This window comes from Paucibacter sp. M5-1, from assembly GCF_027498415.2.
In the GTDB taxonomy this organism is placed as follows: Bacteria; Pseudomonadota; Gammaproteobacteria; order Burkholderiales; family Burkholderiaceae_C; genus Roseateles_E.
This window is the reverse complement of sequence record NZ_JAPZLM020000001.1, coordinates 2,069,597-2,092,964: the sequence shown is the minus strand read 5'-3', so window position 1 is coordinate 2,092,964 and position 23,368 is coordinate 2,069,597. Positions and strand designations below refer to the sequence as shown.

Here is a 23,368-nt window from a genome sequence, read left to right as displayed (position 1 = left end):
ATGGCGCAGGTAAAGGAGGAGGGCCGCAGGCCCGGGGGACACGGAGCCAGCCGGATACCCGCTGGCGTCGGCCTGCACAGCCCGTCGCAAATGCAGACAAAGCAGGGCAGCCCACATGCTGAAAGTCGACAATATCCACCAGGCCTACGGCGGCTCCCACATCCTGCGCGGCCTCAGCTTCGAGGCCAAGCTCGGCGAGATCACGGTCATCCTCGGGCGCAACGGCGTCGGCAAGACCACTCTGCTGAAGAGCTTGATGGGCGTGGTGCCGATCAAGAGCGGCGGGTTGAGCCTGGACGGGCAGGACATCGCCAAGCTGACTTCCTACGAGCGCGTGCGGCGCGGCATCGGCTATGTGCCGCAGGGCCGCGAGATCTTCGGCCGGTTGACGGTCGAGGACAATCTGCGCATGGGCCTGGCCTACAAGAGCGGCAGCACGCCGATCCCGCCGCAGTTGTTCGAACTATTCCCGGTGCTGAAGGCCATGATCAACCGGCGCGGCGGCGATCTCTCCGGCGGTCAGCAGCAGCAGTTGGCGATTGCCCGCGCGCTGGCGGCCGGCCCCAAGCTCATCATCCTCGACGAGCCCACCGAAGGCATCCAGCCCAGCATCATCAAGGACATCGGTCGCGTGCTGCGCCAGCTGGCCGATGAAGGTCTGGAGATCGCCGGCAAGAAGCAGCGCATGGCGGTGATCCTGGTCGAGCAGTACTACGACTTCGCCGAGGAGCTGGCCGACCAGTACCTGGTGATGGAGCGCGGCGAGTTCGTCGCTCGCGGGCGCGGCGAGGATATGCAGCGCGACGGCGTGCGCGAGCGCGTCTCGATCTGATCGCAAGCAAAAAAGCCCCATGACCGGGAGGCCATGGGGCAAAAGCGCTGCAGACACCGCCCGGGACACCGGACGAATCCGGCGTAGGGCTGCGGTGTGGAAACAAAGGGGTCAGCGCGGGTAGCGCAGGGCCGGGCGTGAGGGCAGGCTTGCCTGCCGTTCACGCAGCCTGGGCGCTATCGGTGAAGCAGCCGTGTCAGAAGCTGCTCCAGTCGCCATCGGCGGCTGCCGCTGGCTGGGGTTTGCGAGGGGCGGCCGGCTTGGCCGCCGGGCGGGGTGTTGCCGATTTGAAAGCGGCAGGCTTGTGAGCCGGTGCCTTCGGGGCCGGTGCTGCGACCGGGCGGGCGCGGGCTTGATGGCCGTCAAGCTTGAAGCTGGCCACCGACTCCAGCAGCCGCACCGCCTGGTGCTTGAGACTCTCGCTGGCGGCTGCGCTTTCCTCCACCAGGGCGGCATTCTGCTGGGTCGCGCGGTCCAGCTGGGTCACCGCCTCGCCGACCTGGGCGATGCCGGCGCTCTGCTCGACGCTGGCGCTGCTGATCTCGCCGACGATATCGGCCACCCGCTGCACCGAGTTGACGATGTCCTGCATGGTCTGGCCGGCCCGGTCGACCAGTTGGGTGCCGCTTTGTACCCGTTCGACCGAGTCGTTGATCAGGCTCTTGATCTCCTTGGCCGCGTCGGCACTGCGCTGGGCCAGGCTGCGCACCTCGGAGGCCACGACCGCGAAGCCGCGGCCCTGCTCGCCGGCGCGGGCCGCTTCCACCGCCGCATTCAGCGCCAGGATATTGGTCTGGAAGGCGATGCCGTCGATGGTGGAGATGATGTCGGAGATGCGCTTGGAGCTGTCCTCGATGCCGCGCATCGTCGTGACCACCTCGCCGACCACCTGGCCGCCGCTGCGTGCCACCTCGCTGGCGCTCTGGGCCAGCTGGTTGGCCTGCTGGGCGCTGTCGGCGTTCTGCCGGACGGTGGCGCTGAGCTCTTCCATCGTCGCCGAGGTTTGCTCCAGCGAGGAGGCCTGCTCCTCGGTACGGGCCGACAGGTCGGCATTGCCCTGGGCGATCTGGGCGCTGGCGGTGGACACCGACTCGGCGCCCTCGCGCACGCTGGCCACCGTGCCGGCCAGGCTGTGCTGCATGCGCTGCATCGCCTCCAGCAGCCGCGCGGTCTCGTCCTTGCCCTCGAAACGGATGGGCTGGCTCAGATCGCCACCGGCCACCCGGTCGGCCGCGCTGACGGCCTGGGCCAGCGGGCGGGTGATCGCGCGTATCAAGGTCAGCGCCATCACGATGGCCAGGCCGCCGGCGATCAGGCTGACGATCAGCAGCCACAGCGCGGCCGAGCGGTAGACATCCTCGCCATGGGCCGCCGAGGCATCGGCGCCCTTGTTGTTCAGCTCGACCAGCTGGCGCAGCAAGGTACTGGCCTCGGTGAAGGTCTGGCGCGCTTCGCCGCCGGCGAGCTTGCGGGCGTCGTCGATCTGCCCGTCGCGCACCGAGGTGACGACCTGCTTCGCCAGCGCCTGGTACTTGCTCCACAGCCCGGCAAAGCGCTCGAACTCGCGCCGCTCGTTGTCGCTGCTGATCAGCTTGTCATAGGCGGCCATGCTTTTCTGGGCGGCCGCGGTCGCGTCCTCCATCGACTTGGCCGAGGAGGCCGATTGCGCGGCATCGGTGGCGTTCAGATTGACGATCAGCCCGATGCGGAACTCGACGATATCGGCGCTCAGGCCATTGATGGCCTGCACCGAGGGCAGCCAGTTGCCGCTGATGGTGCGCGACTCGGCTTGCACCAGCTGCAGCCGCGAGAACGAGAACAAGGCCAGGATGGCCAACAGCCCCAGCATGATGGCAAAGGCCGCCGAGAGTTTGGCGGCGATGCTCATATTCTTCAGAACCTGCATGAAGCGCTCCCTTGCGTCGAGCCGGACGGCTCTTGTGACAGGGCTGAATCATCCGTGCTTCACCGTCGCCCAAAGCCCCGATCAAGGCGGCGGATGCTGGGCATCTTCCGCGCTTGGGTGCTTGCCGGCAAGCGCTTTGTTCAGGTGCGCCAGACCCGCGGCGGGCAGGGCTGCAGGCCCCAGGCCTGGCTGCGCCAGGCCGCCCAGACCCGCGCCAGCAAGGCCATCGCCGGCTCGACCTTGGGCGCCAGCACGCGCAGCACCACCACGCCCGGCTCGGGTGCGGTGCAGCCGGCCGTGGCGCGCAAGCCGTCGGCCGCGCAGAGCTCGCGGGCGGTCTCCAGCAGGGCCTCGCGGCGGGCGTTCGGCAAGACCTGGCCCGCGGCAAACCACAGGCTGGCCATCACCTTGTGGCCGGCCAGGCCCAGCGGCGAGTCCAGCAGGCCATGGTCATCGGCCGCGAGGCGACCGCGCTCCAGCCAGCGGCCGGGCAGCTCCAGGTGCTGGGTGTAGTGGCCGCGCGCGAAGGGCAGGCCGGCGGCCGGCAGGCCCAGCGCCAGCACATCCCAGCCCAGCATCTCGGCACCCGGCGCCAGCTCGAACACCATGCGGTTCTCCGCCAGCGCGCCGTCGTAGATCAGGGTCTCCAGCGGCAGCCATTCCAGCCGCGCGCCCTCGGCGACCCGGGCGCGCAGGCGCTGGCTGGCCAGCTCGCCGGCGCTGCGGTAGAAGCGGGTGGCGCCCGGCGTGGTCAGCAGGGCATGGCTGGCGGTCTGCAGATCGATCTCGATCTCGAGCCGGTCGCCGCCGACGATGCCGCCGGGCGGATGCACCAGCACATGGTGGCAAACGCCCGGGCCCTCGGGATAGAGCCGCTGCAGCACGCGCAGCGGACCGTGGTGTTTATCGAGGGCCGTGGTGCGCCCCTGCTCGTCGCGCCGGTAGTCCAGCTTCAGATGTCCATGCCATGCCATGGGCGGCAGCTTAGCAAGAGAGAAAAGGGCGCGGCGCGAGCGAGATCAGAAGCGGTGGCGGATGCCGACCGAGTAGCTGCTGCCGCCCGACAGGCCGTCGAGCTTGTCGCTCATCGCCACCGCATAGACATCGGTGCGCTTGGAGACAAAGTGGTCGTAGCCGAAGCTGAAGGTCTTGCGGTCCGGGCCGACCGAGGCGCCCAGATGGCCGTACTGGGCCAGCAGCTTGCCGTCGCCGATAGGCACGGTGGCGCCGATGCCGGCGATCTTGTAGTCGCGGCCCGTCGTCGTGTTGTCGACCTTGCCGTACTGGCCGAACAGCTTGGCCGCGCCGAAGTCATAGGACGCGGCGGCCTGCCAGGTCTTGGTGTCGGCCAGCGGGGCGGCGCCGTCTTTCTTGACGTTCTGGTAAGTGAAGCCGGCAGCGAATGGCCCGCCGCCGTAGTTGGCGTTGAAGCCGAAGTTCCTGCCGCCTGCGCCTTCGCCGGCTGCGACAAAGGCCCCGGCACTGAAGCCGCCGAACTTGGGGCTTAGATAGAGCACCGAATCGCTCCAGCCGGTGTCGCCGGTGGCCGTGGTGCCGCTGACCGTGGCGCCGGCACTGAAGTACTGGCGGATGCTGGGCGAGTAGCCGAAAGAGTCGCCGAAGGCATTGAAGGCCAGGGTCTGCACGAACAGCGGCGTGGTGTTGCGGCCCAGGCGTACCGTGCCCAGCTCCTTGCTGCTCAGCGCCACCCAGGCATTGCGGGCCCAGAAGTTGTCGCCGTTGAAGCGGCCGTTGTTGCCGACATCGGCGCGCAAAAAGCTGTCCAGCGTGAACGAGGCCGTCAAGCCGCCCCCCAGGTCTTCGCTGCCCGAGAGGCCGAAGTAGCTGGTCGTCATCTTGCCGCTGTCGACCCCCTTGATGGACTGGCCGCCCGGCGCCTTGGCCGCGCCGGCGCTCATATCGAGCAGACCATACAGCCTGACCTGGGCTTGGGCCAGACCGGTGGCCAGCAGCAGGGCGGCCGCGGCCAGCAGATGCAGTTTCTTGTTGTTGTTCACTCTAGAAGCTCCTTGATTCAGGTTGGGAATTCAGTGGTTGTCGCTACGGTGGGCCCAGCCGGTCAGGCGACGCTCCAGCACCGCGAACAGCTCGTACATCAGCATCGCCATCGCGCCGACGACGACCAGGCCGGCAAAGGCCAGGCCCATCTGCATCGAGGCGCCGGCCGAGATCAGCAGATAGCCGATGCCCTCGTTGGCCGCCGTCATCTCGGACACCGTGGTGCCGACAAAGGCCAAGGTGATCGCGACCTTCAGCGCGGCGAAAAAATAGGGCAGCGAGCGCGGCAGCCCTACCTTGACCAGCACATCCCAGCGCTTGGCCCCCAGCACCCGCAGCACATCCTCCAGCTCGGGCTCCAGGGTGGCCAGGCCGGTGGCGATATTGACCATGATGGGGAAGAAGCTGATCAGAAAAGCGGTCAGGATCGCGGGGCCGACGCCAATGCCGAACCACACCACCAGAATCGGCACGAAGGCCGCCTTGGGCAGCGCGTTGAAGCCGGTCATCAGCGGGTACATGGCCTTGTAGGCCAGCTGCGAGCTGCCCATCAGAAAGCCCAAGAGCACGCCGACGACGATGGCGATGCCGAAGCCCGCCAAGGTCACCCAGAAGGTGCGCCAGGCGTGGCCGAGGATGACCTGGTGATAGTCGGCCAGGGCCTGGGCGATCGCCCAGGGGCTGGGGAAGATGAACTCCGAGACCTGCAGCGCGCTGCAGATCAGCTGCCACAGCAAGAGGATGACCAGCAGCAGCAGGGACGAGGCATAGCGCTGGAACAGCAGATGGGGTTTCTTCCTGGCTGTCATTGCGCCACCTCCGCGCCGCTCTTCCTGAGCGCGCCAATATGGCCGCGCAGCTCGTGGACGATTTCGGTGAAGGCCGGTGTGTAGGTCAGCTCCAGCTCGCGCGGGCGTGGCAGCTCAATGTCTCGCCGGTGCAGCAGCCGGCCCGGGCTCTTGCTCATCACATAGACGGTGTCGGCCAGGAACACGCTCTCGCGCAGATCGTGCGTCACCAGGATCACATTGAAGCCCTTGGCCGCCTGCAGATCGCGCAGCGCGCACCAGAGCTCCTCGCGGGTGAAGGCATCGAGCGCGCCGAAGGGCTCGTCCAGCAAGAGCAGTTGGGGTTCGTGGATCAGCGCGCGGCAGATGCTGGCGCGCTGCTGCATGCCGCCGGAGAGCTGCCAGGGGAATTTGTCCTCATAGCCCGACAGGCCGACGCTGGCCAGCAGCGCGCGGGCGCGTTCGATGTACTCGGCCTTCCTGGCGCGCAGCTGCGAGCGGTGCGGCTCGACGATCTCCAGCGGCAGCATCACGTTCTGCAAGGTCGTGCGCCAGGGCAGCAGCGAGGCCGCCTGGAAGGCCATGCCGCTGATCTTCAGCGGGCCGTTGACCGGCTGGCCGTCCACATGGATCTCGCCACGGCTGGGCTTCTTCAGCCCGGTGGCCAGCTTCATGAAGGTGCTCTTGCCGCAGCCCGAAGGCCCGACGATGGCCGCGAACTCGCCGCGCCTGAGCGTCAGCGAGATGTCCTCGACCGCGAACTTGCCCTGTTCCCAGAGCTCATCGTTGTAGGCGAGCCAGACCCGCCGGAAGTCGACGAAGTTGTCCATGATGAGCCCGCCTCAGCGCTTGGGCGGCAAGACATCCAGCTCGGCCTTGCTGGGCAGGAAGGCGCCATTCCACACCGCCTCCGGCACGACGCGGGTCTTGGTGCCATAGGCGTCCGAGATCTGGCTGGCCATCAGGGCCAGACGCGGGGCCAGGACTTGCCCGAAGCCCTCGGCGCGCGCATCGGGGCTGGCGATCACCGCGTCGATGGCCAGGCGCAGGCGGCGCTTCTCCAGCGCCTCGTTGATGATGCCGTCGCGCTGCTTCACATAGGCAATCGAGGCATCCGGATTGGCCATCACCTCCTTGGCGCCCTTGGCAAAGGCCAGCAGGAAGGCCTTGACGACTTCGGGCTTCTCCTTGAGCAGCTTGGGGCTGGCGATGATGGCGTTGCCGTAGAGCTTCACGCCGTGCTCGGCATAGGGAAAGATCTGCACATCGGCGGCCTTGATGCCGCGCGCTTCCAGGTTCAGCAGCGATGTGAAGGAGAAGCCGGTGATCGCATCGATGTCCCCGCGCACCAGCATGGTCTCGCGCAGCGGCGGGTCCATGCTGGTCCAGGCCACATTGCTGATCTTGTTGGCTTGGGCAAAGATGGCGAAGCCCTTGCGGCCGGCGTCGAACACCGGGGCGCCGAGCTTCTTGCCGCTCAGCTGCGCGACGCTGCTGATGCCGGACTTCTTCAGCGTCAGCACCGCAGCCGGCGTGTTGTTGTAGACCATCATCACCGCGACCGGCTTGTTCGGCGCATCGGGATTGTTGGCATGGAACTCCATCAGCGCGGCCAGGTCTGCAAAGCCCAGGTCATAGGAGCCCGAGGCCACCCGGGTCACTGCGCCACCGGAGCCGTTGCCGGCGTCCAGCGTCACATCGAGGCCGGCGGCCTTGAACAAGCCCTTGGCAATCGGCTGCAGGAACAGCGCCGACGGGCCTTCGAAGCGCCAGTCGAGCTGAAACTTGAGCGGCGTGGTCTGGGCCTGGGCGGGGGCGGCGAAAGCGCCGAGGGCGGCCAGCGTGGCGGCTGCCAGCCAGTGGCGGCGGGTGTTTGTTGTCAGCATCGGGATGTCTCCGTGAATCTTGCAAGGAATAAGGAAGTGCCAGGTCTTGCCGACCCGGCGATCCACTCTACGGAGCAATCTCCATGCCATCAACCGGGGAGATGCCGGGCGCGTCGGTTCTGCGCTGCATACAAGGCTTTATTAAAACTGTATGCAATCCGGCCGCACCAAGATGGGATGGGCTGCCCCTTTGTGTGGCGTTCTAGGGTTTGACGCCCGGGCGCGGCCGCTCCAGACTGCGGCATCGCGACAAGCGGAGCCCAGGCATGAGCGGCACAGTGGAAGAACGGCTGGCGCGCATCGAGCAACTGCTGCAGGCCCAGCCAGCGCCGGCAGCGGCCCCATCGGAAGCGCGGTCGGTGCTGGCCCGTGCCGCCGCCTGGATGGGCGCCGAGTTGCCCAAGCTGGTCGCCGCGGCGGTCGTGCTGGTGCTGGGCTTTGCGCTGAAGGACTCGGTGGACCTGGCGATCAAGCAGCGCCAGCTCGACCTCTCCTACACCAAGGAGATGCAGGGCCTGCTGATACAGCTCGGCGGCAAGGGCAGCGAGGCCGAGCTCGGCAGCGCCGCTACCCTGCTGGCCTCTTATGGCGAGCCGGCGCTGCCGGGGCTGATGAGCCATCTGCGCCAGAGCGGCATGGGTGGCGCGGCGGCGGCCGAAGGCCTGAATGTGCTGGCGCTGCGCGAGCCGGAGCTGGTCTGCGCGGCCTTGCCCCGGGTGCTGGGCCTGCGCCAGCAGTATGAGTGGCAGGCGCAGGAAAAGGTCGTGCTGATGCTGGGCCAGCACGGCTGCGGCGAGGCCCGGCCGGCGCTGCGGCGCTATCGCGGCCTGGTCGAGGCGGCGCTGGCCGGTCGGCCGGCCGGCTTCGAGGCCCTGGTGCGTGTCAAGCCCGAGGGGGCGGGCGAGGTCTATCCGCGGCTGCTGAAGTCGGTCGACGCGGCGCTGGCGATGCTGGACGAGTGAAGGAGATCCCGATGAGGAAACACTGGCTGAGCTGGCTTCTGGCTGTGGGCACCGGTGCGGCCCAGGCCGTCATCATCGATTGCGAGCCCCAGGCCGGCAGCTTCACGGTCCTGCTCAGCGAGCCGAGCGGCGAGCTGCTGAAGCCGGCCGAGCTGAAGAGCTATCTGGAACGCCTGCAGTTCGAGCTTGACCAGAACCGCAATGCCCGCTGGATCAATCTGCCCGACACGCCGGTGCGCTTCGTCGCCTGCCCGGGCCGCGCACCGGCACTGGACGGGCGCGAGCACAACCCGCGCCTGGTCGACGGCCTGCACACGCGGCGGGTGCTGCTGGAGGTCTGGGGTCAGCTGTCCAGCGAACCCGGGCCCGGTGGTACGAGCCAGCCCAGCGCGCAGCTGAGCTATCTGCTGGTGCCGCTGCGCCAGGCGGCCAACCAGAACGAGGCGGCCGCCGGCGCCTTGCAGCGCCTGAGCTACCCCGAGCCGGGCGCCGCGCCGATCCGTGACCCGGTCCAGCTGGTGGCGCGCTCCAGCGATATCGATGCCTTTGTCGCCAGCGCCTTCGGCTTCAAGCTGCTGCGCGAGCGCAGCTTTGACACGGCGCATCGCAATCTGTGCCGCGCCGATGTGCTGCTGGCCGCCCTGGCCAAACGGCCGCTGGAGGGGCGGACCAAGAGCGAGCTGGAAGGCCTGCGCGCCTTTGTGCTGACATCGGCCGGGCGCGCGATCAGCGAGGCCAAGGCCGACGCGGCCTATCCGAAGACCGGCCTGCTGCGCCTGCGAGCGAGTGCCAAGCCCTGCGACGAGGAGGCCAAGCCATGATGCGCCGCTTTCTTTTTTACGTCTCGATGAGCCTGCTGGCGGTACTGGCCGGCCCGGCGCGCGCGGCCGGCATGGAGCCCTGCAGCTATGCCTCGGTGTTCCCGGGCGCGGCGCTGAATGCCCTGGTCCTGCCTTATCACGCCGAGACCCGCGACGGCCGCCCACCACCGCCCGAGCTGCAGCTGGCCAGCCGCCAGATCGCGGCCCTGGTCCATCTGGAAGTGCTGATGGGTCTGCTGAAGTACCCCTCGATAGGCGCCAAGCATCTATGGGCCGAACCCGGCGAGGTCTGCGATGTCGATGTGATCGTCGGCCGCATCACCCGGGTTGGTGCGTCGGGCGCGCTGCGGCCGGGCCAGGGGGCGGTGCTGGTCTGGGGCCGCTTGTTCGAGCAGGCCGGCGAGTTCTATCTGCAGAGCTATCTGCGCTTTGTGCGCCAGGGCAGTGAAGGCGGGGGGGGCGGGAGTGGCGGGGTTGAACAGCTGTGGTTCAAGAACGGGCCGCTGGAGTTGCGCGGCAGCCTGCCGACCCAGGCCATCGCCTTTGCGCCGCGCCGCATCAGCCGGGCCGAGCTGGCCCAGGTGGATCGCGATTTCCGCCAGGCCATGGTCTTGCGGCCCCGACCCGAGCGCGGCGCTGCCGGCCGTGCCATCGAGTTCTCGCCCCACCAGGCGCTGGCCTTTTGGGTCAGCGAGGCGCGCGGCGAATGGCTGAAGCTGCAGCCGCAGCAGGGCGGCCCCGGTGGTTGGGTGCAGATGGCGACTCAGCCCGGTGAGCCGGCCGCCTGGTCGCTGCAGCGCTGGCTGCCCGAGCTGGCCTATATCGATGCGGTATCGGCCTTTGTGCGGCTGCGGGTCGACGGGCTGACGGCCGCCCAGCGCACCCGCACGGCCGCCTTGATGGAGCAGGGCCTGAGCCGCTACGAGCGCGCGGTGCCGGCCGATCTGGCGCCCGGCGCCTGGGGGCTGGCCAGCGCCCTGCGCGGCTGGCAGGCCTGGGAGCAGGGGCGCTACGAGCCGGCGCTGGCGCTGTTCGAGCAGGCCCAGGCGCAGCTGCCGGCCTATGCCGGCGCGCGCCAGCTGGCGGCGCTGGCGCGGGTGTCTGCCGGCTCCGCGGCCTTGACCGCCGACAGCGCCGCGCGGCTGTCGCGCGAGCTGATGGCCGCGCTGGCGCTGGCGCCCGACAACGCCCAGCTGCTCGGCAATCTGGAGCGGCTCTACGGCTTCTATGAGCAGCAGCGCCCCGACTGGAGCCCCTTCGAGCCCGAGGCGCTGCGCGAGCGCCAGCTCATCGTGCGGGCGGCAGCGCGGCACCCATGAATTCCACCAGCTCTCGCACCACCGGCCCGGGCGCCGAAAACGCGCGCGCGCGCTGGTGCAGCCGGGCCAGGCCCGGAGTCTGCAGCGAGGCGATGGCGGTGGCCAGCGCGGCCGCGATGCTGTCGGCATCGCCGGGGTAGGCGCGCGGGCAGTGGTCGCCGAAGTTCAGCGCATAGGCCTCGTCCAGCGTCTGCTCGGTGATCGCGCCGATGCAGCCGCCAAAGCCCAGGCCCACCGCCGCGCAGCCGCGCATCAGACCCTCCATCAGCGCATAGCCGGCGCCGGTGATCACATCGATGCGCTCCAGCAGCGGCGCCGGGTCGGCCACCATGCCGCTGAATTCGGCGTTCAGTCCCAAGGCGGCGGCCTTGGCCTGCAAGGCCTTCAGATGGCTGCCGCCGCCAATCACCAGCACACGGTAGCGCCCACGCCCGGGCAGCCGCGCGATGGCTTCCAGCCAGGCCTCGCAGCGCGGGCCTTTGTGGCCGCTCAGGCGCGAGCAGTAACCGAGGGTGATCGGCCCCTCGGCGCTGCGCTCGCGCAGCGCCGGCATCGCTATCGGCAGCCGGCTGCCCAGCACCGGGGGCTGGTGGGCGGCGCCGCCATCGGCGATCAGCTGGGCATAGGTGGCGCGCAGGGTCTCGCACATCGTGACCACGCCGTCGGCATTGCCGAACAGCTGCAGCCACTGGGCCATGCGTTCGGGGCTGTGGCCGTTGTGCATGCAGGCCAGCCACGGGATGCCGGCGTTGGCCTTGAGTTGGTGGGCGAAGCGGGCCTGGGTGTAGCTGTTGACGAAGAGCAGGTCGGGCTTGAGCCCATGTTTGAGCCAGGGCCGGGCCAGCGGCTCCAGCAGCGGATGGGCCGGCGGCAGGCGCAGCGCCCGGCCGGCGCCGAAGTCGCTGCGGGCCGGCCAGACATGGACCTCATGGCCTTGCGCCACCAGCTCCCGCGCCAGGATGCGGTTGTAGGTGGTGATGCCGTTGGGCGAGGTGTCGCGGAGCAGGAGGAGGAGGCGCATGGGGCACGGCGGGCGGGCAGGGCTGCACTGTAGCGCAGGGCTCGCTGCCTTCGGCTACGCGGCTCGGGCCCCCGGACGCCAGAACAGCGTGACGACCATGGCCAGGGCCGCCACAGCCACCCAGGCCGCTGCGGCCGGCCAGCCATGGCTGTCCACCGCGCGGCCCACCAGCAGCGGCCCCAGCGCCTGGCCCAGATTGCTGCCCTGCATCAGCAGGCCCACCGCGAGCGCGGCCTGCGCCGGCGTCGCGCACTGCTGCGGCACCGCCGACAGCAGGCTGGCCGGGATCAGGCCGCCCGCCGCCGAGAACAGCAGGCACAGCGCGAAGGCCGCCCGCGGGTCCAGCACCGGCAGAAAGATGCCCAGCGCACACAGCCCCATCGTGAGCGCCGCGCCGCCTCCCAGCGCCGCGCGGCTCAGCCTTCGCAGCAGCAGGCCGGCGGCGAGATTGCCGACGATATTGGCGGCGCTGGCCAGCGCCGCCAGCAGGCCTACCGTCTCAGGCCCGACTTGCAGGCGTTGCTGCAGCAGCACCGGCAGAAAGCTGAAGAGCGCGAAGAACATCAGGCTGTAGAGCAGGAAGCTTGTGGCCAGTGGCAGGGCCCGCCAGACCTCGGCCATCCGAACCAGCGGCCTCGGCCCCTCGGCGCGGGCCCGCTGCTGCGGGACCGCCCAGGTCACGGCGGCCAGGATCAGGCCGGTGGCCAGCGCCGCAGCGGCCCACAGGTTGCGCCAGTCGTCGAACCAAGGCCCGGTCAGCATCGCCAGCGCGATGCCGGCCGGCATGAAGCAGCTCCACAGCGCCAACGCGGCGTTGCGGTCGTCCGCAGGCACCAGCCGGCCCAGCAGCGTGGGCCCGGCCACGGTGATCAGCAGAAAGCCCAGGCCCTCGAGCACCCGCGAGACCAGCAGCAGCGCAAAGCTGCCGGTGGCCAGGGCGAGCACCGAACCGAGCAGCGTGGCCAGCAGCCCGAGCAGCAGCATGGAGCGATCCCCGGCGCGGGCCACCAGCGAGCCCGCCGCCACCCCGCCCAGCGCCCCCAGCACCGCGAAGGTGGCGCCCAGGCCGCCCAGCATCGCCAGGCTCAGGCCGAGCTCGGTCTGCAACTGCGGGGCGGCAATCGCCACCTTGCCCAGCTGAAAGGCCGAGGCCACCCCGGCGACCACCACCAGCCAGACGGCCCGCCAGTCGCTGCGCGTTGGCGCGTCCGCGCGCCTCATGCCGGCGCCAGCGCCAGCGCCCCGGCGATCCGCGCGACATGGCGGCCCTGGTAGCGGGCCGCCTCGATCTCGTTGCGGCTGGGTTGGCGATCGCCGCCGCGCCCGTCGTCGGCCAGCGTGGACGCGCCATAGGGCGAGCCGCCCGTGATCTCGTCCATGCGCAGCTGGCCCTTGTAGCTGTAAGGCAGGCCCACCAGCACCATGCCCAGGTGCAGCAGCACGATGTGCGTCGACAGAATCGTCGACTCCTGCCCGCCATGCTGGCTGCCGGTGGAGGTGAAGACGCTGCCCACCTTGCCCACCAGCGCATCCCGGGCCCACAGGCTGCCGGCCTGGTCGAGGAAGTTCTTCATCTGCGCCGCCATAGCGCCGAAGCGCGTCGGTGTGCCGATCACGATGGCGTCGTAGTCGGGCAGCTCCGCCACACTGGCCACCGGCGTGTCCAGCGCCACCTTGTAGCCGGCCGCGACGGACGCCGGCACCAGCTCGGGCACCCGCTTGACGGTCGCCTTGCCGCCATGGCTGCGCACGCCCTCGGCCACGGCGGCGGCCATGGTCTCGATATGGCCGTAGGACGAGTAGTAGAGAACCAGAACCTTGCTCATGAGCCGAACCTCCTGTGTGGAATGAGGCCAGTATCGGCAGTGCCATTGATCGACGGAAGCCATAAAATTCAGAGCTTCTTGATCTATGAAATCGATCAATGCTGGACGCTCTCACGCTCGATCAGATGCGCATGTTTGTCACCGTGGCCGAGGCCGGCAGCTTCCGCGCCGGGGCGGCGCGCCTGCTGCGCGCGCAGTCGGCCGTCAGCCATGCCATTGCCAATCTGGAGCAGCAGCTCGATGTGAGCCTGTTCGACCGCAGCGGCCACCGCCCCACGCTCACGGCGTCGGGCGCGGCCCTGCTGGAAGACGCCCGCGCGGTGCTGCTCAAGGTCGACTTCATGCGGGCCCGCGCCCGCGGCCTGGGCGAGGGTGTGGAGATCGAGCTGTCCCTGGTGGTGGACACGCTCTATCCGCTGCCCCTGGTGGCCGCCGCGCTGGGGGAGCTGCGCGAGGCGCTGCCGGCGGTGCGGCTGCGCCTGAGCGTGGCGCCGCTGGGCGGGCCGCTGCAGGCGCTGCGCGAGCGGCGCTGCGACCTGGCCATCATGGCGGGTGAAGACTTTCTCGATCCCCGCATCGAGACCGAGGCCTTGCAGACGGTGCCCATCGTGGCGGTGGCCGCTGCCAAGCACCTCTTGGCCCGGCGCCGCCAGGTTCTCACCAGCGCGGACCTGGCCGACCAGCTGCAGATCGTGCTGGAGGACCCGACGGCGCTGTCCGAGGGGCGCGACTTCGGCGTGCTGTCGCCGCAGACGCTGCGGGTCGGCACCCAGGAGGCCAAGCGCGCGCTGATACTGGCCGGCGTCGGCTGGGGCCGGCTGCCGCAGTGGACGGTGGAGCGCGAGCTGGCCGAGCAGTCGCTGTTGCCGCTGGCCGCCACCGCGCTGGGCCCGCAGGGCGTGGCGCAGGTGCAGACCTATCTGGCCCGGCGCAGCGATCGCAGCCTGGGCGTCGCGGCGACGGCCTTGCGGGAGGCGCTGCATCGGCTGGCAAAGCCGCCGCGCCGCACGGCCAGGGCTTCGCTCCGCGCTACCAGCGCTTCGCGTTGAGCGCGCCGGTCAGGGCCTTGAGAACCTGACCGGCGGCGCCTTGCGGCCCTGCTGCTGCTCGGCCCGGGCGCTGCTGGGCGGCTGGCCGATGATGCGCTTGAAGGCGCGGCTGAACGAGGCCTCCGAGTCATAGCCCAGGCGCTCGGCGGCCACCGCAATGCGCATGCCCTCATGGCTGATCCAGCGCCGGGCCTGGAACATCTTGACCTTGGCGACATATTTGGCCGGGCTCTCGCCCATCGTGCGGGTGAAGGCCTCGGCGAAGCTCGAGCGCGAGGCGCCCATCAGCTCGGCCAGGGCCGGCACGCTCCAGTCGCGCTCGGGGTCGGCATGGATGGCCGCGATCACCTGACCGATCCGAGGGCAGCGCACCGCCGCGACCCAGCCGGTCGAGCTGCCACAGCCGCATTCGACCCAGGCGCGTATCACGCTGGCCGCCAGCGCATCGGCCAGCCGTGCGAGCAGGCCGCAGGCACCGATACGCTCCAGTGTCACCTCGCGCTCCATCGCCTCCAGCAGCGCCGGCACGGTGGGATCGCGCTGCGCCAGCTCGCCGGCCAGCATCAGCTCGGGCATCATCGCCACCAGCGGATGCAGCGGGTCCAGATTGAAGCGCAGCGCCGCGCAGAACATCAGGTCGGGCGTTGCGGCGGGATCGGTGGCGGCCGGTGTGCCGGCACTGTGAGCGTCGCCGCCGACGAGGTAGATATTCTCAGAGACCGCGATGCGGGCCAGCGAGTCGACGTCGACCGCCGGCACCTCGGGCGCACTGGCGATGATGTGGAAGCTGCCGCGCGGCAGCAGCACCGCATCGCCCGGCTGCAACTGCAGCCATTCGCTGGTCTGTGTGCGCAACCAGCAGCCACCGCTGCCGACGAAATGAAAGCGCGCCGCGCGCTGCGCCGGGAAGGCCACCGCCCAGGGGGCTTGCAGCAGGCAGCGGCCGTATTCGACGCCGTCCAGGCGCAGGCCGCGCAGGATCTCGGTCAGCATATCGCGCGGGCCCGGGGCCGGCTCGGGCGAGGGGCTGCGGGCAGGCTTGGATAAAAGATCAAGCATTTCGGCTGTTCCGGCATTGAAACGCCGAGATCCTATCTCTAAGCTGGGTGCTCAGTTCATCACACAGGCCCCCAACGTGTCTTCCTCGACCTGCTCCGCGACCCTCGCTCCGAACGCCGTGGCCTTGCCTGGCAGCCCTGAACCCGCGGCCGCCGCCCCCGCTGCCGCCCGCTGGCCCGCCGTCCTCTCGCTGGCGCTGGGTGTGTTCGGCCTGGTCACGGCCGAATTCCTGCCGGCCAGTCTGCTGACCGCGATGGCGGCCGACCTGGGCGTCAGCGATGGCGCCGCCGGCCAGGCGGTCACGGCGACCGCTCTGATCGGCGCGGTCGCGGCGCCGGCGATACCGCTGCTGACGCGCCGGCTGGACCGCCGGCTCGTGATGCTGGCGCTGACCTTGCTGCTGCTGCTGTCCAACGTCCTGACGGCGCTGGCCGACAGCCTGGTCCTGCTGCTGGCGGCCCGGGTGCTGCTGGGCGTGGCACTGGGCGGCTTCTGGTCGATGTCGGCCGCGCTGGCGCTGCGCCTGGTGCCCGAGCCGCTGTTTGCCCGCGCGATGTCGCTGATACTGACCGGCGTCTCGGTCGCCACCGTCGGCGCCGCGCCCATCGGGGCCTGGATGGGCGATCGATGGGGCTGGCACAGCGCCTTTGTCGCGGCCGGCGTGGTCAGCGTGATCACGCTGCTGGTGCAGTTCTTCACGCTGCCGGCACTGCCGCCGCGCGACAAGCCCGATCTGCGCGTGCTGGGCGAGCTGCTGAGGCGGCCGAATGTGCGCATGGCCCTGCTGGCCGTGCTGCTGGTGATCTCCGGGCACTTTGCCGGCTTCACCTATATCCGCCCGCTGATGGAGCAGGTCACCCAGCTGTCGGTCGGCGCGATCACGGCCGTGCTGCTGGGCTACGGCGTCGGTGGTTTCTTCGGCAATTTCGCCGGCGGCTGGATCGCCCAGCGCAGCGAGCGTATGGCCATCGTCAGCGGCGGCGCGCTGATCGCGGTGCTCGCGGCCAGTCTGCTGGTCGCCGGCAGCTCGGTGCTGGTCACCGCCGTCGCCGTCACGCTGTGGGGCTTTGCCTTCGGCGCCTTCCCGGTCGGCTTCCAGACCTGGATCGTGCGGGCCGCGCCCGATCAGGCCGAGGGTGCCGGCGGCCTGCTGGTCGCGGCCTTCCAGATCGCGATCGCCAGCGGCGCCATCTTCGGCGGCCTGCTGGTCGACCATGTCGGCGCGCGGGGCGGCCCCGGCTTCGCGCTCGTCGCGCTGAGCCTGGGCACCTTGCTGACCCTGCGTCACGGTCCGCGTCCGGTGCGGAGGTCCGGGCCATCGGTACAGTGAGGCCTGACGCGAGCGAGGACGGGCCTGCGCTTTTTGCATCTGGCCCTGATGCGACCGCCGGCACTTGTTTGGATATCACCCGATGAACACCACCCCCGAAGCCATCGTCCGAGAGTTTTGGCGCCTGATGGCCTCCAACGATTTCGGCTCGGTCAAGCAGGTCCTGTCCCAGGACTTCGTGCTGGAGTGGCCGCAATCGCGCGAGCGCATCCGCGGCGCCGACAACTTCGCTCGCATGAACAGCGAGTACCCGAGCAGCGGCCGCTGGCATTTCCGGATCAACCGCCTGCTGTCTCAGGGCGACGCCGTCGTGACCCAGGTCAGCCTCACGGACGGCACCCAGTCTGCCGAGCCGATTTCCTTCTTCACCATCGAGCGGGGCCGTATCAGCCGGCTGGTCGAGTACTGGCCCGATCCCTTCGAGCCCCAGGCGAATCGCAGCCATCTGGTCGAGCGCATGGACTGAGTGCGTCAAAGCCCATACGCATCCCTACCAGATCTCGGCCGCCGGCGTCCCCTGGTGATAACGCATCTGCCAGACGCCATCGACGCGGACCCACAGTGACGCGCGCAGCGTGTGCCGGCCCAGGCCGTCATCGGCCTGGCGATGGGCCGAGCGGTAGGTCAAGAGGGCAGCATCGGGTCCCAGTGGCAGCACGGCGTACTGGTCTGAGACCACCTCGACCGGCACCGACTCCGACAGCAAGGCGGCCACCGTGTCGGCGTGCCCCCATTGGCGACCGGACCGCCCCACTTCCTCGAAATCCGGGTGCAGCAGCGCATGCAGCCGCGCCGCGTTGCCACGGACCTCTGGCCGATGAAGCTCGACCTCCAGTGCCCGCAGCGTGTTGAGCAATAGGCCGGTGTCGGTCCTTGCCGCGCTCATGGCTTCGCCTTGGCCCGGCCGTACTTCGCGGTGAAGCTGGCCTGGCCCAGTGCGTTGGCCTTGATCATGTAGCCGGCCAGCGCGGCGGTGGCGTCGGCGGGGAGCTCGAGCTTGTCGGTCTTCAGCGCGTAGACGGTGAAGATGTAGCGGTGCGGCTTGTCGCCCTGCGGCGGGCAGGTGCCGCCCCAGCCGGCGACGCCGTAGTCGATGCGCACATGGCTGGCGCCCTTGGGCAGATTGGCGCCACCGACGGCGCCGGCATCGGGCTTGAGTTCGCTGACATCGGCACCCAGATTGATGACGGACCAGTGCCACCAGCCCGAGCCGGTGGGGGCGTCCGGGTCGTAGACCGTGACCGCAAAGCTCTTGGTGCCGGCGGGCGCGCCGCGCCATTGCAGGGCGGGCGATTTGTTCTCGCCGCTGCAGCCGAAGCCATTGAACTCGAAGCGCGGGTCGATCGTGCCGCCCGACTTGATGTCGGGGCTGCTGAGCTGGAAACCGGCGGCGTGGGTCAGGGCGGCGGTGACGAGCAGCGCGCCGGCAACAAGCGTGTGTTTCATGGGGCCTTCCGTGTTGAGAGGAGGCCGAATGATGCAGCGATCAAACGCGCCGCGCTAGCCCGACGGCGTCATTCGCTGTGCGCTGCGGCTCAGGGTCGCAGATGTGAGGGCGCGTAGCCGAAGCGCTGGCGGAATGCCGCCGAGAACCGGCTGTGGGAGTCGTAGCCGCAGCGAGCCGCGATTTCCGAGACCTGCAGGTCTGAACCCTGCAGCAGGGCCATCGCGGCCTCCAGCCTGACCTCGCGCACGCAGCGGCTGAGCGAGGTGGCTTCATCGGCCAGCCGGCGCTGCAAGGTGCTGGCGCTCAGATGAAATGCGCGGGCGACCTCGTCCACCGTCCAAGCGGCATGGGGGCGCTGGCCGACGAGGCGGTGTACGCGGTCGGTCCAGCCCAGCTCGCGCGCCGGCGCAAACACCAGGCCGCGCTCCGCAAGCAGCAGCAGGACCTCGAGCGCGCGGTGTTCGCGCAGGGCTTGCGAGGCCTCGGGATCGAGCAGCGCCGCGGTCGCATGGTCGAAGCTGGCCGCAAAGGCCTCGTCCGCCACCGTGCTGGCGCAGCTCTGCACGGCCGGTGTCGCGGTGAACTGGGCAAAGCGCTCGTGAAACCGCTCGATGAGCGGCGGCGCAAAGCTCATCATGCGTGCTTCGTAGTGGCCACCTGCGGCGGGCTCGTTGATCATGTCCCACTGGGTCGAACGCGGGATGACGAAGACCTGGCCGGTGGCAAAACGGGTCTCGCCGAAGGGCGTGGACAGGCGCTTGCGGCCGGACAGCACCCAGCCCACCAGATCGTCGCGCACGGTGGCGGTGCGGACCCGGTGCGGCACGCGGGTGGAAATGAGCTGGGCGCTGGCGCCTGGGCAGGGGGTCATGGTGGGTGTCGGGAGGAGCGGGCCGGCGGGCCGTCGATAATTCATGCATCGATCAATACCCGGGCGGCATTGTGACCCGCCCCGCCAGGGCAAGACCTGACCCCTGTTCAGGCCCCCACGCCCGCCAGGATGTCGGTCGCCCGGTGCCCGCCGTCCACGCCGTCAACGAGGATCACTTCGCCGATCGAGTTGCGGCTGCGTAGCGGCACGATGGCCTGGTAGTCCTCGGAGCGGTACCAGGCGCGGGCGCGTGCCAGGTCGGGGAACTCGACCACGACGATGTCGCCGATCCACTGACCCTCCATCGCCTCGGCGCTGGCGCCATGCACGCGGAACTGGCCGCCGAAGGGCGCCAGCGTGGCGTCGATGCGCTCCAGGTAGTGAACGATGTCCGGACCGAATTGGACGTCGCGGAGATGGGCGATGGCGAAGGCGGGCATAGGGTGGGCTCCGTTGTTGATGGCTCCACTGTGCGCGAGTTTGTGGTTTGTGGCGATGACCTGCGAGGTCATCGCCAGGCCCGATCCGATCACGCGGCCGGTCCCGGAAACTCCACCGCCTGCCCGACCGGCAGCTTGACCATGCAGGCGGCGAACAGCGTGCTGCCGAGCCACTGCGCCAGCCAGCGCTGCAGCGCCGGCCACCGCGCGCGCTGCGCCGCATCGCCAAACCAGTCGGGCTCCACCGCCGCGAACTGGCGAACGAAGGGAAAGATCGCCAGATCGCTGGCGCAGGGCGAGGCGCCGCCCAGATAGGCTTGACCCTGGAGCCGCTGCTGCAGCGGTGCCAGCAGCGCGGCCACGGCACGCTCGCGATGCCGGTCGCGGTCAGCCGTCTCGTCGGGATAGCGGTCAGGGTATTTGTAGCGGTCGAGATGGTGCTTGAACTCACCGTCGTTGATGCCGAGCAGCGCCAGATTCTCGGCCGTCTGGGCACGCTGCCAGAAGCCGTCGGCATCGGCCGGCGCCAGGGCCCAGCGCATGATGTCCCAGCTCTGCTCCAGCACCTGCCCATTGCTCAGCCGCAGCACCGGCACCGTGCCCTTGGGTGACAGGGCCAGCAGCTCGGCCGGCTTGTCGCGCAGCACGATCTCGTGGACACGAAAGCGCAGCCCGGCCTGCAGCAGGGCCATGCGGGCCCGCATCGCATAGGGGCAGCGGCGGTAGCTGTAGAGCAGCGGCAGCATCACGGAGCGGCTGGCTTTTTTTCTGTGTACCTCAGGCCTGCAGCAAGTCGTACAAGCTTCGCGCGACGACCTTGGTCGCGCGCCGCAGGTCTTCCAGCACCAGATGCTCGTCGGCCCGCTTGGCATGGCTTTCCAGCACGGTGCGCGGGCCGGCGCCGTAGATCGCGGCCGGGATGCCCTGCTCGCCATAGAGGCGCACATCGGTGTAGAGCGGCGTGCCCGAGGTCGGGATCGCTTCGCCGAAGACCGCCGCGCCGTGCTTTTGCAAGGCCTCGACCAGGGGCTTGTTGCCGGGCAGCGGCTGGAGCGCGCGGGCCAGCAGCAGGCGTTTGATCTCGACCGTGATGCCGGGATAGCTGGCGGCCGCCTGGGCAATCACTTCGCGGATATTCGCCTCGACCGCGACCGGATCCTCCTCGGGAATCATGCGGCGGTCCAGTTTCAGCACGACCTTGCCGGGCACGACATTGGTGTTGGTGCCGCCCTCGATGCGGCCGACGTTCAGATAGGGGTGCGTGATGCCCTCGACCCGGCTGGTGACCTTCTTGTACTCGAGGTTCTGCGCATACAGCGCGTTCAGGATCGCGACCGCGCCCTGCAGCGCGTCGACGCCGGTGTCGGGAATGGCGGCGTGGGCCATCTTGCCGTGCACCGTGACTTCCATCTGCAGGCAACCGTTGTGTGCGGTGACGACCTGGTAGCTGAAGCCGGCGGCCAGCAGCAGATCGGGCTTGGTGAGGCCCTGTTTCAAGAGCCAGCCCGGGCCCAGCTCGCCGCCGAACTCTTCGTCGTAGGTGAAGTGCAGCTCGACACCGCCCTTCAGCGGCGCATTCAGCGACTCCAGCGCGCGCAGCGCAAAGGTGTAGCTGGCGAAGTCGCTCTTGCTGACGGCGGCGGCACGGCCGTAAAGCTTGCCGTCCACAAGCTCGCCGCTATAGGGGCCGTGTGTCCAGCCCTCGCCGGGCGGCACCACATCGCCATGGGCGTTCAGCGCGATGACCGGGCCGCCGGGGGCGAAGGATCGGCGCACGATCAGATTGGTGATCGACTGCAGACCGTAGGCCTTGACCTCGGCCTGGGGCACCGAATGCAGCTCGGGCGTGTAGCCCATCGCCGCCAGCAGCTCGGCGGTGCGTTCGGCATGCGGCGCGTTATTGCCGGGCGGGGTGTCGGTGGGCACCTGGACCAGGGCCTGCAGATAGCGCACTTGCTCGTCGAAATGCGCGTCTATCCACCGATCGAGTTGTTCGTAGCGAGCGTTCATGGGCGGCATTCTTCGGCGAGGTTGTGCAAGAGGCTTTGAAAGGCCTGGACGCAGAGCTGCGCGTCGTCGGCGCTGATGGATTCCAGCGGGTTGTGGCTGATGCCCGCGTTGGCGCCGCGCAGGAAGAGCATGGCCTGCGGCATGGCCTCGTGCAGCTTCATCGCGTCGTGGCCGGCGCCCGAGGGCATGCGGTAGACCGGCAGGCCCTGGGCGCGCACGGCGGCTTCCCAGCGGGCCTGCCAGGCCGGGTCGCTGGGGGCGGCATCGGCCGCCATGGTCTGCTCCAGCGAGAAGCTCAGGCCGCGGCGCTCGCAGATGGCGGCCAGCTCGGCGCGCACATCGGCGTCCAGCGCGTCGCGCGCGGCGTTGGTCGTGGCGCGCAGATCCAGGCTGAACAGGCAGCGGCCCGGCACCACGTTGATCGAGCCGGCCGGCACCTGCAGCATGCCCACGGTGCCGACCACATCGGGCACCGAGGCGGCACGCTTCTCGACAAACAGGATCAGCTCGGCCGCCGCAGCCGCCGCGTCGCGGCGCCGGTCCATCGGCGTGGTGCCGGCATGCGAGGCCATGCCGACGATCTCGCACTGGTAGCGCAGGCTGCCGTTGATCGAGGTGACGACGCCCAGCGGCAGGTCGATCTCGTTGAGCACCGGACCCTGCTCGATATGCACCTCGACAAAGCCCAGGTACTGCGCGGCATCGCGCTGCAGCGAGGCGATGGCCCGCAAGGTGGCCGGCAGGCCGGCCGCGCGCATCGCGTCGGCCATGGAGATGCCGTCGGCGTCCAGCTGATCCAGCCAGCGCGGGTCGAACTGCTTGATCAGCGCGCCCGAGCCGAGGAAGGTGGCCTTGTAGCGCTGGCCTTCCTCCTCGGCAAAGCCGACCACCTCGATGCCGAAGGGCAGGCGCCGGCGCTGCGCGCGCAGCTCGCGCACGCAGGCCATGGGCACGAAGATGCCCAGCCGGCCGTCGTACTTGCCGCCGTTGCGCACCGTGTCGTAGTGGCTGCCGGTCAGCAGGCGTTTCGCATTCGGTTCGGCGCCGTGATAGACGCCCACCACATTGCCCACCGCGTCGAGGCTGACTTCGTCGAAGCCGCAGTCGTCCAGCATCCACTGCTGCAGCTGCGCGGCGCAGGCGCGGTGCGCCTCGGTCAGATAGGTGACGGTGAGTTCGCCGCGCTCCTTGAAGCCGGGGTCGGAATGCACGGCCAGGGCCTCGGCCCAGTCCCAGACCTGCTCGCCCAGGGTCGGGCTGGCGCCAAACTTGTCGTTCAGGCGGATCTCGGCGATGCGGTGGATATTGCGCAGGCATTCGGCCCGCTCGAAGTCCGGATGGCCGGCGAGCCGGCGCGCCAAGGTCGCGATGATCTCGCTGCGTGACAAGCCCTGACCCCGGGGGCCACGCACCGCGAGGATGAAGGGCCAGCCGAACTTGGCGCTGTAGTCGGCATTGAGCTGCTGGATGCGGGCGAACTCCTCGGGCGTGCAGGCGGTCAGCCCGGCCTTGCTCTGCTCCTTGCTCGACTCGGCCGTCAGCGACTTCGCCACCATGGCCTTGCCGGCCAGCTCGGGGTGGGCGCGTATCAGGGCCAGCTGCTCCTCGCGGCTGGCCTCGCGCACCGCGCGGGCCAGGGCCAGTTTCAGCTGCGCCAGGGTCGCGAAGGGGCGGGCGGCGGCGGCCCGCTCGGCCACCCAGGGCGAGTGCTCATACGTGCCGTCCAGCAGCGCGACGAAGTCGGCATCGCTGGCGGCGTTCAAACGGGTCAGGGTCAGCATG

At 69.6% G+C, this 23,368-nt stretch carries 24 protein-coding genes; 7 read left to right on the top strand and 17 right to left on the bottom strand.

Going from position 1 to position 23,368, the window contains the following annotated elements; genetic code table 11:
• Window positions 1–115: 115 nt before the first annotated feature.
• Window positions 116–832, top strand: coding sequence for an urea ABC transporter ATP-binding subunit UrtE (gene urtE, locus O5M90_RS09735; RefSeq protein ID WP_269838714.1), 717 nt, complete (start codon window positions 116–118; stop codon window positions 830–832).
• Between the two features lie 196 nt (window positions 833–1,028).
• Here the strand turns inward: urtE and O5M90_RS09730 are convergent, their stop codons facing one another.
• The 6 genes from O5M90_RS09730 to O5M90_RS09705 form a co-directional block, all read right to left on the bottom strand.
• Window positions 1,029–2,738: a methyl-accepting chemotaxis protein gene (locus tag O5M90_RS09730; protein ID WP_137941034.1), complete on the bottom strand. Its 1,710-nt coding sequence runs from the start codon at window positions 2,736–2,738 to the stop codon at window positions 1,029–1,031.
• 140 nt (window positions 2,739–2,878) lie between these two features.
• Window positions 2,879–3,712: an urease accessory protein UreD gene (locus O5M90_RS09725; protein WP_269838715.1), complete on the bottom strand. Its 834-nt coding sequence runs from the start codon at window positions 3,710–3,712 to the stop codon at window positions 2,879–2,881.
• 45 nt (window positions 3,713–3,757) lie between these two features.
• Complete coding sequence (locus tag O5M90_RS09720) at window positions 3,758–4,756, bottom strand: porin (RefSeq protein WP_269838716.1); 999 nt, start codon at window positions 4,754–4,756, stop codon at window positions 3,758–3,760.
• Window positions 4,757–4,786: 30 nt separating this feature from the next.
• A complete protein-coding gene (locus tag O5M90_RS09715) occupies window positions 4,787–5,566 on the bottom strand; it encodes an ABC transporter permease (protein WP_262969944.1) in 780 nt (259 codons plus the stop codon).
• Window positions 5,563–6,375 carry an ABC transporter ATP-binding protein gene (locus O5M90_RS09710; protein WP_262969943.1) on the bottom strand — a complete coding sequence of 271 codons (813 nt, stop codon included), beginning with the start codon at window positions 6,373–6,375 and terminating at the stop codon, window positions 5,563–5,565. The genes O5M90_RS09715 and O5M90_RS09710 overlap by 4 nt, the downstream gene beginning before the upstream one ends.
• Before the next feature lie 12 nt (window positions 6,376–6,387).
• Window positions 6,388–7,431, bottom strand: coding sequence for an ABC transporter substrate-binding protein (locus O5M90_RS09705; RefSeq protein WP_269838717.1), 1,044 nt, complete (start codon window positions 7,429–7,431; stop codon window positions 6,388–6,390).
• A gap of 266 nt (window positions 7,432–7,697) precedes the next feature.
• Between O5M90_RS09705 and O5M90_RS09700 the strand changes: the two genes are divergently transcribed.
• The 3 genes from O5M90_RS09700 to O5M90_RS09690 are packed head-to-tail and all read left to right on the top strand — an operon-like array spanning window position 7,698 to window position 10,533.
• Window positions 7,698–8,393, top strand: coding sequence for a hypothetical protein (locus O5M90_RS09700; RefSeq protein WP_269838718.1), 696 nt, complete (start codon window positions 7,698–7,700; stop codon window positions 8,391–8,393).
• Between the two features lie 11 nt (window positions 8,394–8,404).
• Entirely contained in the window at window positions 8,405–9,214 is an 810-nt protein-coding gene (locus tag O5M90_RS09695) for a hypothetical protein (protein WP_137941027.1), read from the top strand.
• Complete coding sequence (locus tag O5M90_RS09690; RefSeq protein ID WP_440401994.1) at window positions 9,211–10,533, top strand: hypothetical protein; 1,323 nt, start codon at window positions 9,211–9,213, stop codon at window positions 10,531–10,533. The genes O5M90_RS09695 and O5M90_RS09690 overlap by 4 nt, the downstream gene beginning before the upstream one ends.
• Here O5M90_RS09690 and O5M90_RS09685 read toward each other — a convergent pair.
• From O5M90_RS09685 to wrbA, 3 genes are read right to left on the bottom strand one after another with little or no spacing between them, the layout of a single operon-like run.
• Window positions 10,502–11,554: a glycosyltransferase family 4 protein gene (locus tag O5M90_RS09685; RefSeq protein WP_269838720.1), complete on the bottom strand. Its 1,053-nt coding sequence runs from the start codon at window positions 11,552–11,554 to the stop codon at window positions 10,502–10,504. The two genes, O5M90_RS09690 and O5M90_RS09685, sit on opposite strands and share 32 nt — an antisense overlap.
• A gap of 54 nt (window positions 11,555–11,608) precedes the next feature.
• Complete coding sequence (locus O5M90_RS09680; RefSeq protein ID WP_269838721.1) at window positions 11,609–12,775, bottom strand: MFS transporter; 1,167 nt, start codon at window positions 12,773–12,775, stop codon at window positions 11,609–11,611.
• Window positions 12,772–13,380 (bottom strand): NAD(P)H:quinone oxidoreductase, encoded by a 609-nt coding sequence (gene wrbA / locus O5M90_RS09675; protein ID WP_269838722.1) that lies wholly within the window; start codon window positions 13,378–13,380, stop codon window positions 12,772–12,774. Before wrbA ends, O5M90_RS09680 begins: the two co-directional genes overlap by 4 nt.
• Window positions 13,381–13,478: 98 nt before the next feature.
• Here wrbA and O5M90_RS09670 point away from each other — a divergent pair, with 98 nt between their 5' ends.
• A complete protein-coding gene (locus tag O5M90_RS09670) occupies window positions 13,479–14,429 on the top strand; it encodes a LysR family transcriptional regulator (protein WP_269838723.1) in 951 nt (316 codons plus the stop codon).
• A 9-nt stretch (window positions 14,430–14,438) separates the two neighbouring features.
• Here the strand turns inward: O5M90_RS09670 and O5M90_RS09665 are convergent, their stop codons facing one another.
• Window positions 14,439–15,488 (bottom strand): AraC family transcriptional regulator, encoded by a 1,050-nt coding sequence (locus tag O5M90_RS09665; protein WP_269838724.1) that lies wholly within the window; start codon window positions 15,486–15,488, stop codon window positions 14,439–14,441.
• Window positions 15,489–15,612: 124 nt separating this feature from the next.
• Between O5M90_RS09665 and O5M90_RS09660 the strand changes: the two genes are divergently transcribed.
• Window positions 15,613–16,818 (top strand): MFS transporter, encoded by a 1,206-nt coding sequence (locus O5M90_RS09660; RefSeq protein WP_440402512.1) that lies wholly within the window; start codon window positions 15,613–15,615, stop codon window positions 16,816–16,818.
• 82 nt (window positions 16,819–16,900) lie between these two features.
• Entirely contained in the window at window positions 16,901–17,284 is a 384-nt protein-coding gene (locus O5M90_RS09655) for a nuclear transport factor 2 family protein (RefSeq protein WP_269838726.1), read from the top strand.
• A 24-nt stretch (window positions 17,285–17,308) separates the two neighbouring features.
• On the opposite strand, the gene O5M90_RS09650 is transcribed toward O5M90_RS09655, so the two are convergent.
• The 7 genes from O5M90_RS09650 to uraD all read right to left on the bottom strand — a co-directional run bounded on the left by O5M90_RS09650 (window position 17,309) and on the right by uraD (window position 23,367).
• Window positions 17,309–17,704: a nuclear transport factor 2 family protein gene (locus O5M90_RS09650; RefSeq protein ID WP_269838727.1), complete on the bottom strand. Its 396-nt coding sequence runs from the start codon at window positions 17,702–17,704 to the stop codon at window positions 17,309–17,311.
• Window positions 17,701–18,264, bottom strand: a complete 564-nt coding sequence (locus O5M90_RS09645) for a YbhB/YbcL family Raf kinase inhibitor-like protein (RefSeq protein ID WP_269838728.1) — start codon at window positions 18,262–18,264, stop codon at window positions 17,701–17,703. Before O5M90_RS09645 ends, O5M90_RS09650 begins: the two co-directional genes overlap by 4 nt.
• 89 nt (window positions 18,265–18,353) lie before the next feature.
• Window positions 18,354–19,136: a helix-turn-helix transcriptional regulator gene (locus O5M90_RS09640; protein WP_269838729.1), complete on the bottom strand. Its 783-nt coding sequence runs from the start codon at window positions 19,134–19,136 to the stop codon at window positions 18,354–18,356.
• A 107-nt stretch (window positions 19,137–19,243) separates the two neighbouring features.
• Complete coding sequence (locus O5M90_RS09635) at window positions 19,244–19,576, bottom strand: DUF1330 domain-containing protein (RefSeq protein ID WP_137941013.1); 333 nt, start codon at window positions 19,574–19,576, stop codon at window positions 19,244–19,246.
• Between the two features lie 89 nt (window positions 19,577–19,665).
• Window positions 19,666–20,322, bottom strand: coding sequence for a glutathione S-transferase (locus tag O5M90_RS09630; RefSeq protein WP_269838730.1), 657 nt, complete (start codon window positions 20,320–20,322; stop codon window positions 19,666–19,668).
• A 31-nt stretch (window positions 20,323–20,353) separates the two neighbouring features.
• The gene (locus O5M90_RS09625) at window positions 20,354–21,586 is read right to left on the bottom strand and encodes a M20 family metallopeptidase (protein WP_269838731.1); all 1,233 of its coding nucleotides are present in this window, start codon (window positions 21,584–21,586) and stop codon (window positions 20,354–20,356) included.
• Complete coding sequence (gene uraD, locus O5M90_RS09620; RefSeq protein WP_269838732.1) at window positions 21,583–23,367, bottom strand: 2-oxo-4-hydroxy-4-carboxy-5-ureidoimidazoline decarboxylase; 1,785 nt, start codon at window positions 23,365–23,367, stop codon at window positions 21,583–21,585. The genes O5M90_RS09625 and uraD overlap by 4 nt, the downstream gene beginning before the upstream one ends.
• Window position 23,368 lies beyond the last annotated feature (1 nt).

What these genes read in the sequence shown, in the direction of transcription:
- urtE (WP_269838714.1), top strand. Translation starts at nt 116, where the DNA reads ATGCTGAAAGTCGACAATATCCACCAGGCCTACGGCGGCTCCCACATC.
- O5M90_RS09730 (WP_137941034.1), bottom strand. Translation starts at nt 2,738, where the DNA reads ATGCAGGTTCTGAAGAATATGAGCATCGCCGCCAAACTCTCGGCGGCC.
- O5M90_RS09725 (WP_269838715.1), bottom strand. Translation starts at nt 3,712, where the DNA reads ATGGCATGGCATGGACATCTGAAGCTGGACTACCGGCGCGACGAGCAG.
- O5M90_RS09715 (WP_262969944.1), bottom strand. Translation starts at nt 5,566, where the DNA reads ATGACAGCCAGGAAGAAACCCCATCTGCTGTTCCAGCGCTATGCCTCG.
- O5M90_RS09710 (WP_262969943.1), bottom strand. Translation starts at nt 6,375, where the DNA reads ATGGACAACTTCGTCGACTTCCGGCGGGTCTGGCTCGCCTACAACGAT.
- O5M90_RS09705 (WP_269838717.1), bottom strand. Translation starts at nt 7,431, where the DNA reads ATGCTGACAACAAACACCCGCCGCCACTGGCTGGCAGCCGCCACGCTG.
- O5M90_RS09700 (WP_269838718.1), top strand. Translation starts at nt 7,698, where the DNA reads ATGAGCGGCACAGTGGAAGAACGGCTGGCGCGCATCGAGCAACTGCTG.
- O5M90_RS09695 (WP_137941027.1), top strand. Translation starts at nt 8,405, where the DNA reads ATGAGGAAACACTGGCTGAGCTGGCTTCTGGCTGTGGGCACCGGTGCG.
- O5M90_RS09690 (WP_440401994.1), top strand. Translation starts at nt 9,211, where the DNA reads ATGATGCGCCGCTTTCTTTTTTACGTCTCGATGAGCCTGCTGGCGGTA.
- O5M90_RS09685 (WP_269838720.1), bottom strand. Translation starts at nt 11,554, where the DNA reads ATGCGCCTCCTCCTCCTGCTCCGCGACACCTCGCCCAACGGCATCACC.
- O5M90_RS09680 (WP_269838721.1), bottom strand. Translation starts at nt 12,775, where the DNA reads ATGAGGCGCGCGGACGCGCCAACGCGCAGCGACTGGCGGGCCGTCTGG.
- wrbA (WP_269838722.1), bottom strand. Translation starts at nt 13,380, where the DNA reads ATGAGCAAGGTTCTGGTTCTCTACTACTCGTCCTACGGCCATATCGAG.
- O5M90_RS09670 (WP_269838723.1), top strand. Translation starts at nt 13,479, where the DNA reads ATGCTGGACGCTCTCACGCTCGATCAGATGCGCATGTTTGTCACCGTG.
- O5M90_RS09665 (WP_269838724.1), bottom strand. Translation starts at nt 15,488, where the DNA reads ATGCTTGATCTTTTATCCAAGCCTGCCCGCAGCCCCTCGCCCGAGCCG.
- O5M90_RS09655 (WP_269838726.1), top strand. Translation starts at nt 16,901, where the DNA reads ATGAACACCACCCCCGAAGCCATCGTCCGAGAGTTTTGGCGCCTGATG.
- O5M90_RS09650 (WP_269838727.1), bottom strand. Translation starts at nt 17,704, where the DNA reads ATGAGCGCGGCAAGGACCGACACCGGCCTATTGCTCAACACGCTGCGG.
- O5M90_RS09645 (WP_269838728.1), bottom strand. Translation starts at nt 18,264, where the DNA reads ATGAAACACACGCTTGTTGCCGGCGCGCTGCTCGTCACCGCCGCCCTG.
- O5M90_RS09640 (WP_269838729.1), bottom strand. Translation starts at nt 19,136, where the DNA reads ATGACCCCCTGCCCAGGCGCCAGCGCCCAGCTCATTTCCACCCGCGTG.
- O5M90_RS09635 (WP_137941013.1), bottom strand. Translation starts at nt 19,576, where the DNA reads ATGCCCGCCTTCGCCATCGCCCATCTCCGCGACGTCCAATTCGGTCCG.
- O5M90_RS09630 (WP_269838730.1), bottom strand. Translation starts at nt 20,322, where the DNA reads ATGCTGCCGCTGCTCTACAGCTACCGCCGCTGCCCCTATGCGATGCGG.
- O5M90_RS09625 (WP_269838731.1), bottom strand. Translation starts at nt 21,586, where the DNA reads ATGAACGCTCGCTACGAACAACTCGATCGGTGGATAGACGCGCATTTC.
- uraD (WP_269838732.1), bottom strand. Translation starts at nt 23,367, where the DNA reads ATGCTGACCCTGACCCGTTTGAACGCCGCCAGCGATGCCGACTTCGTC.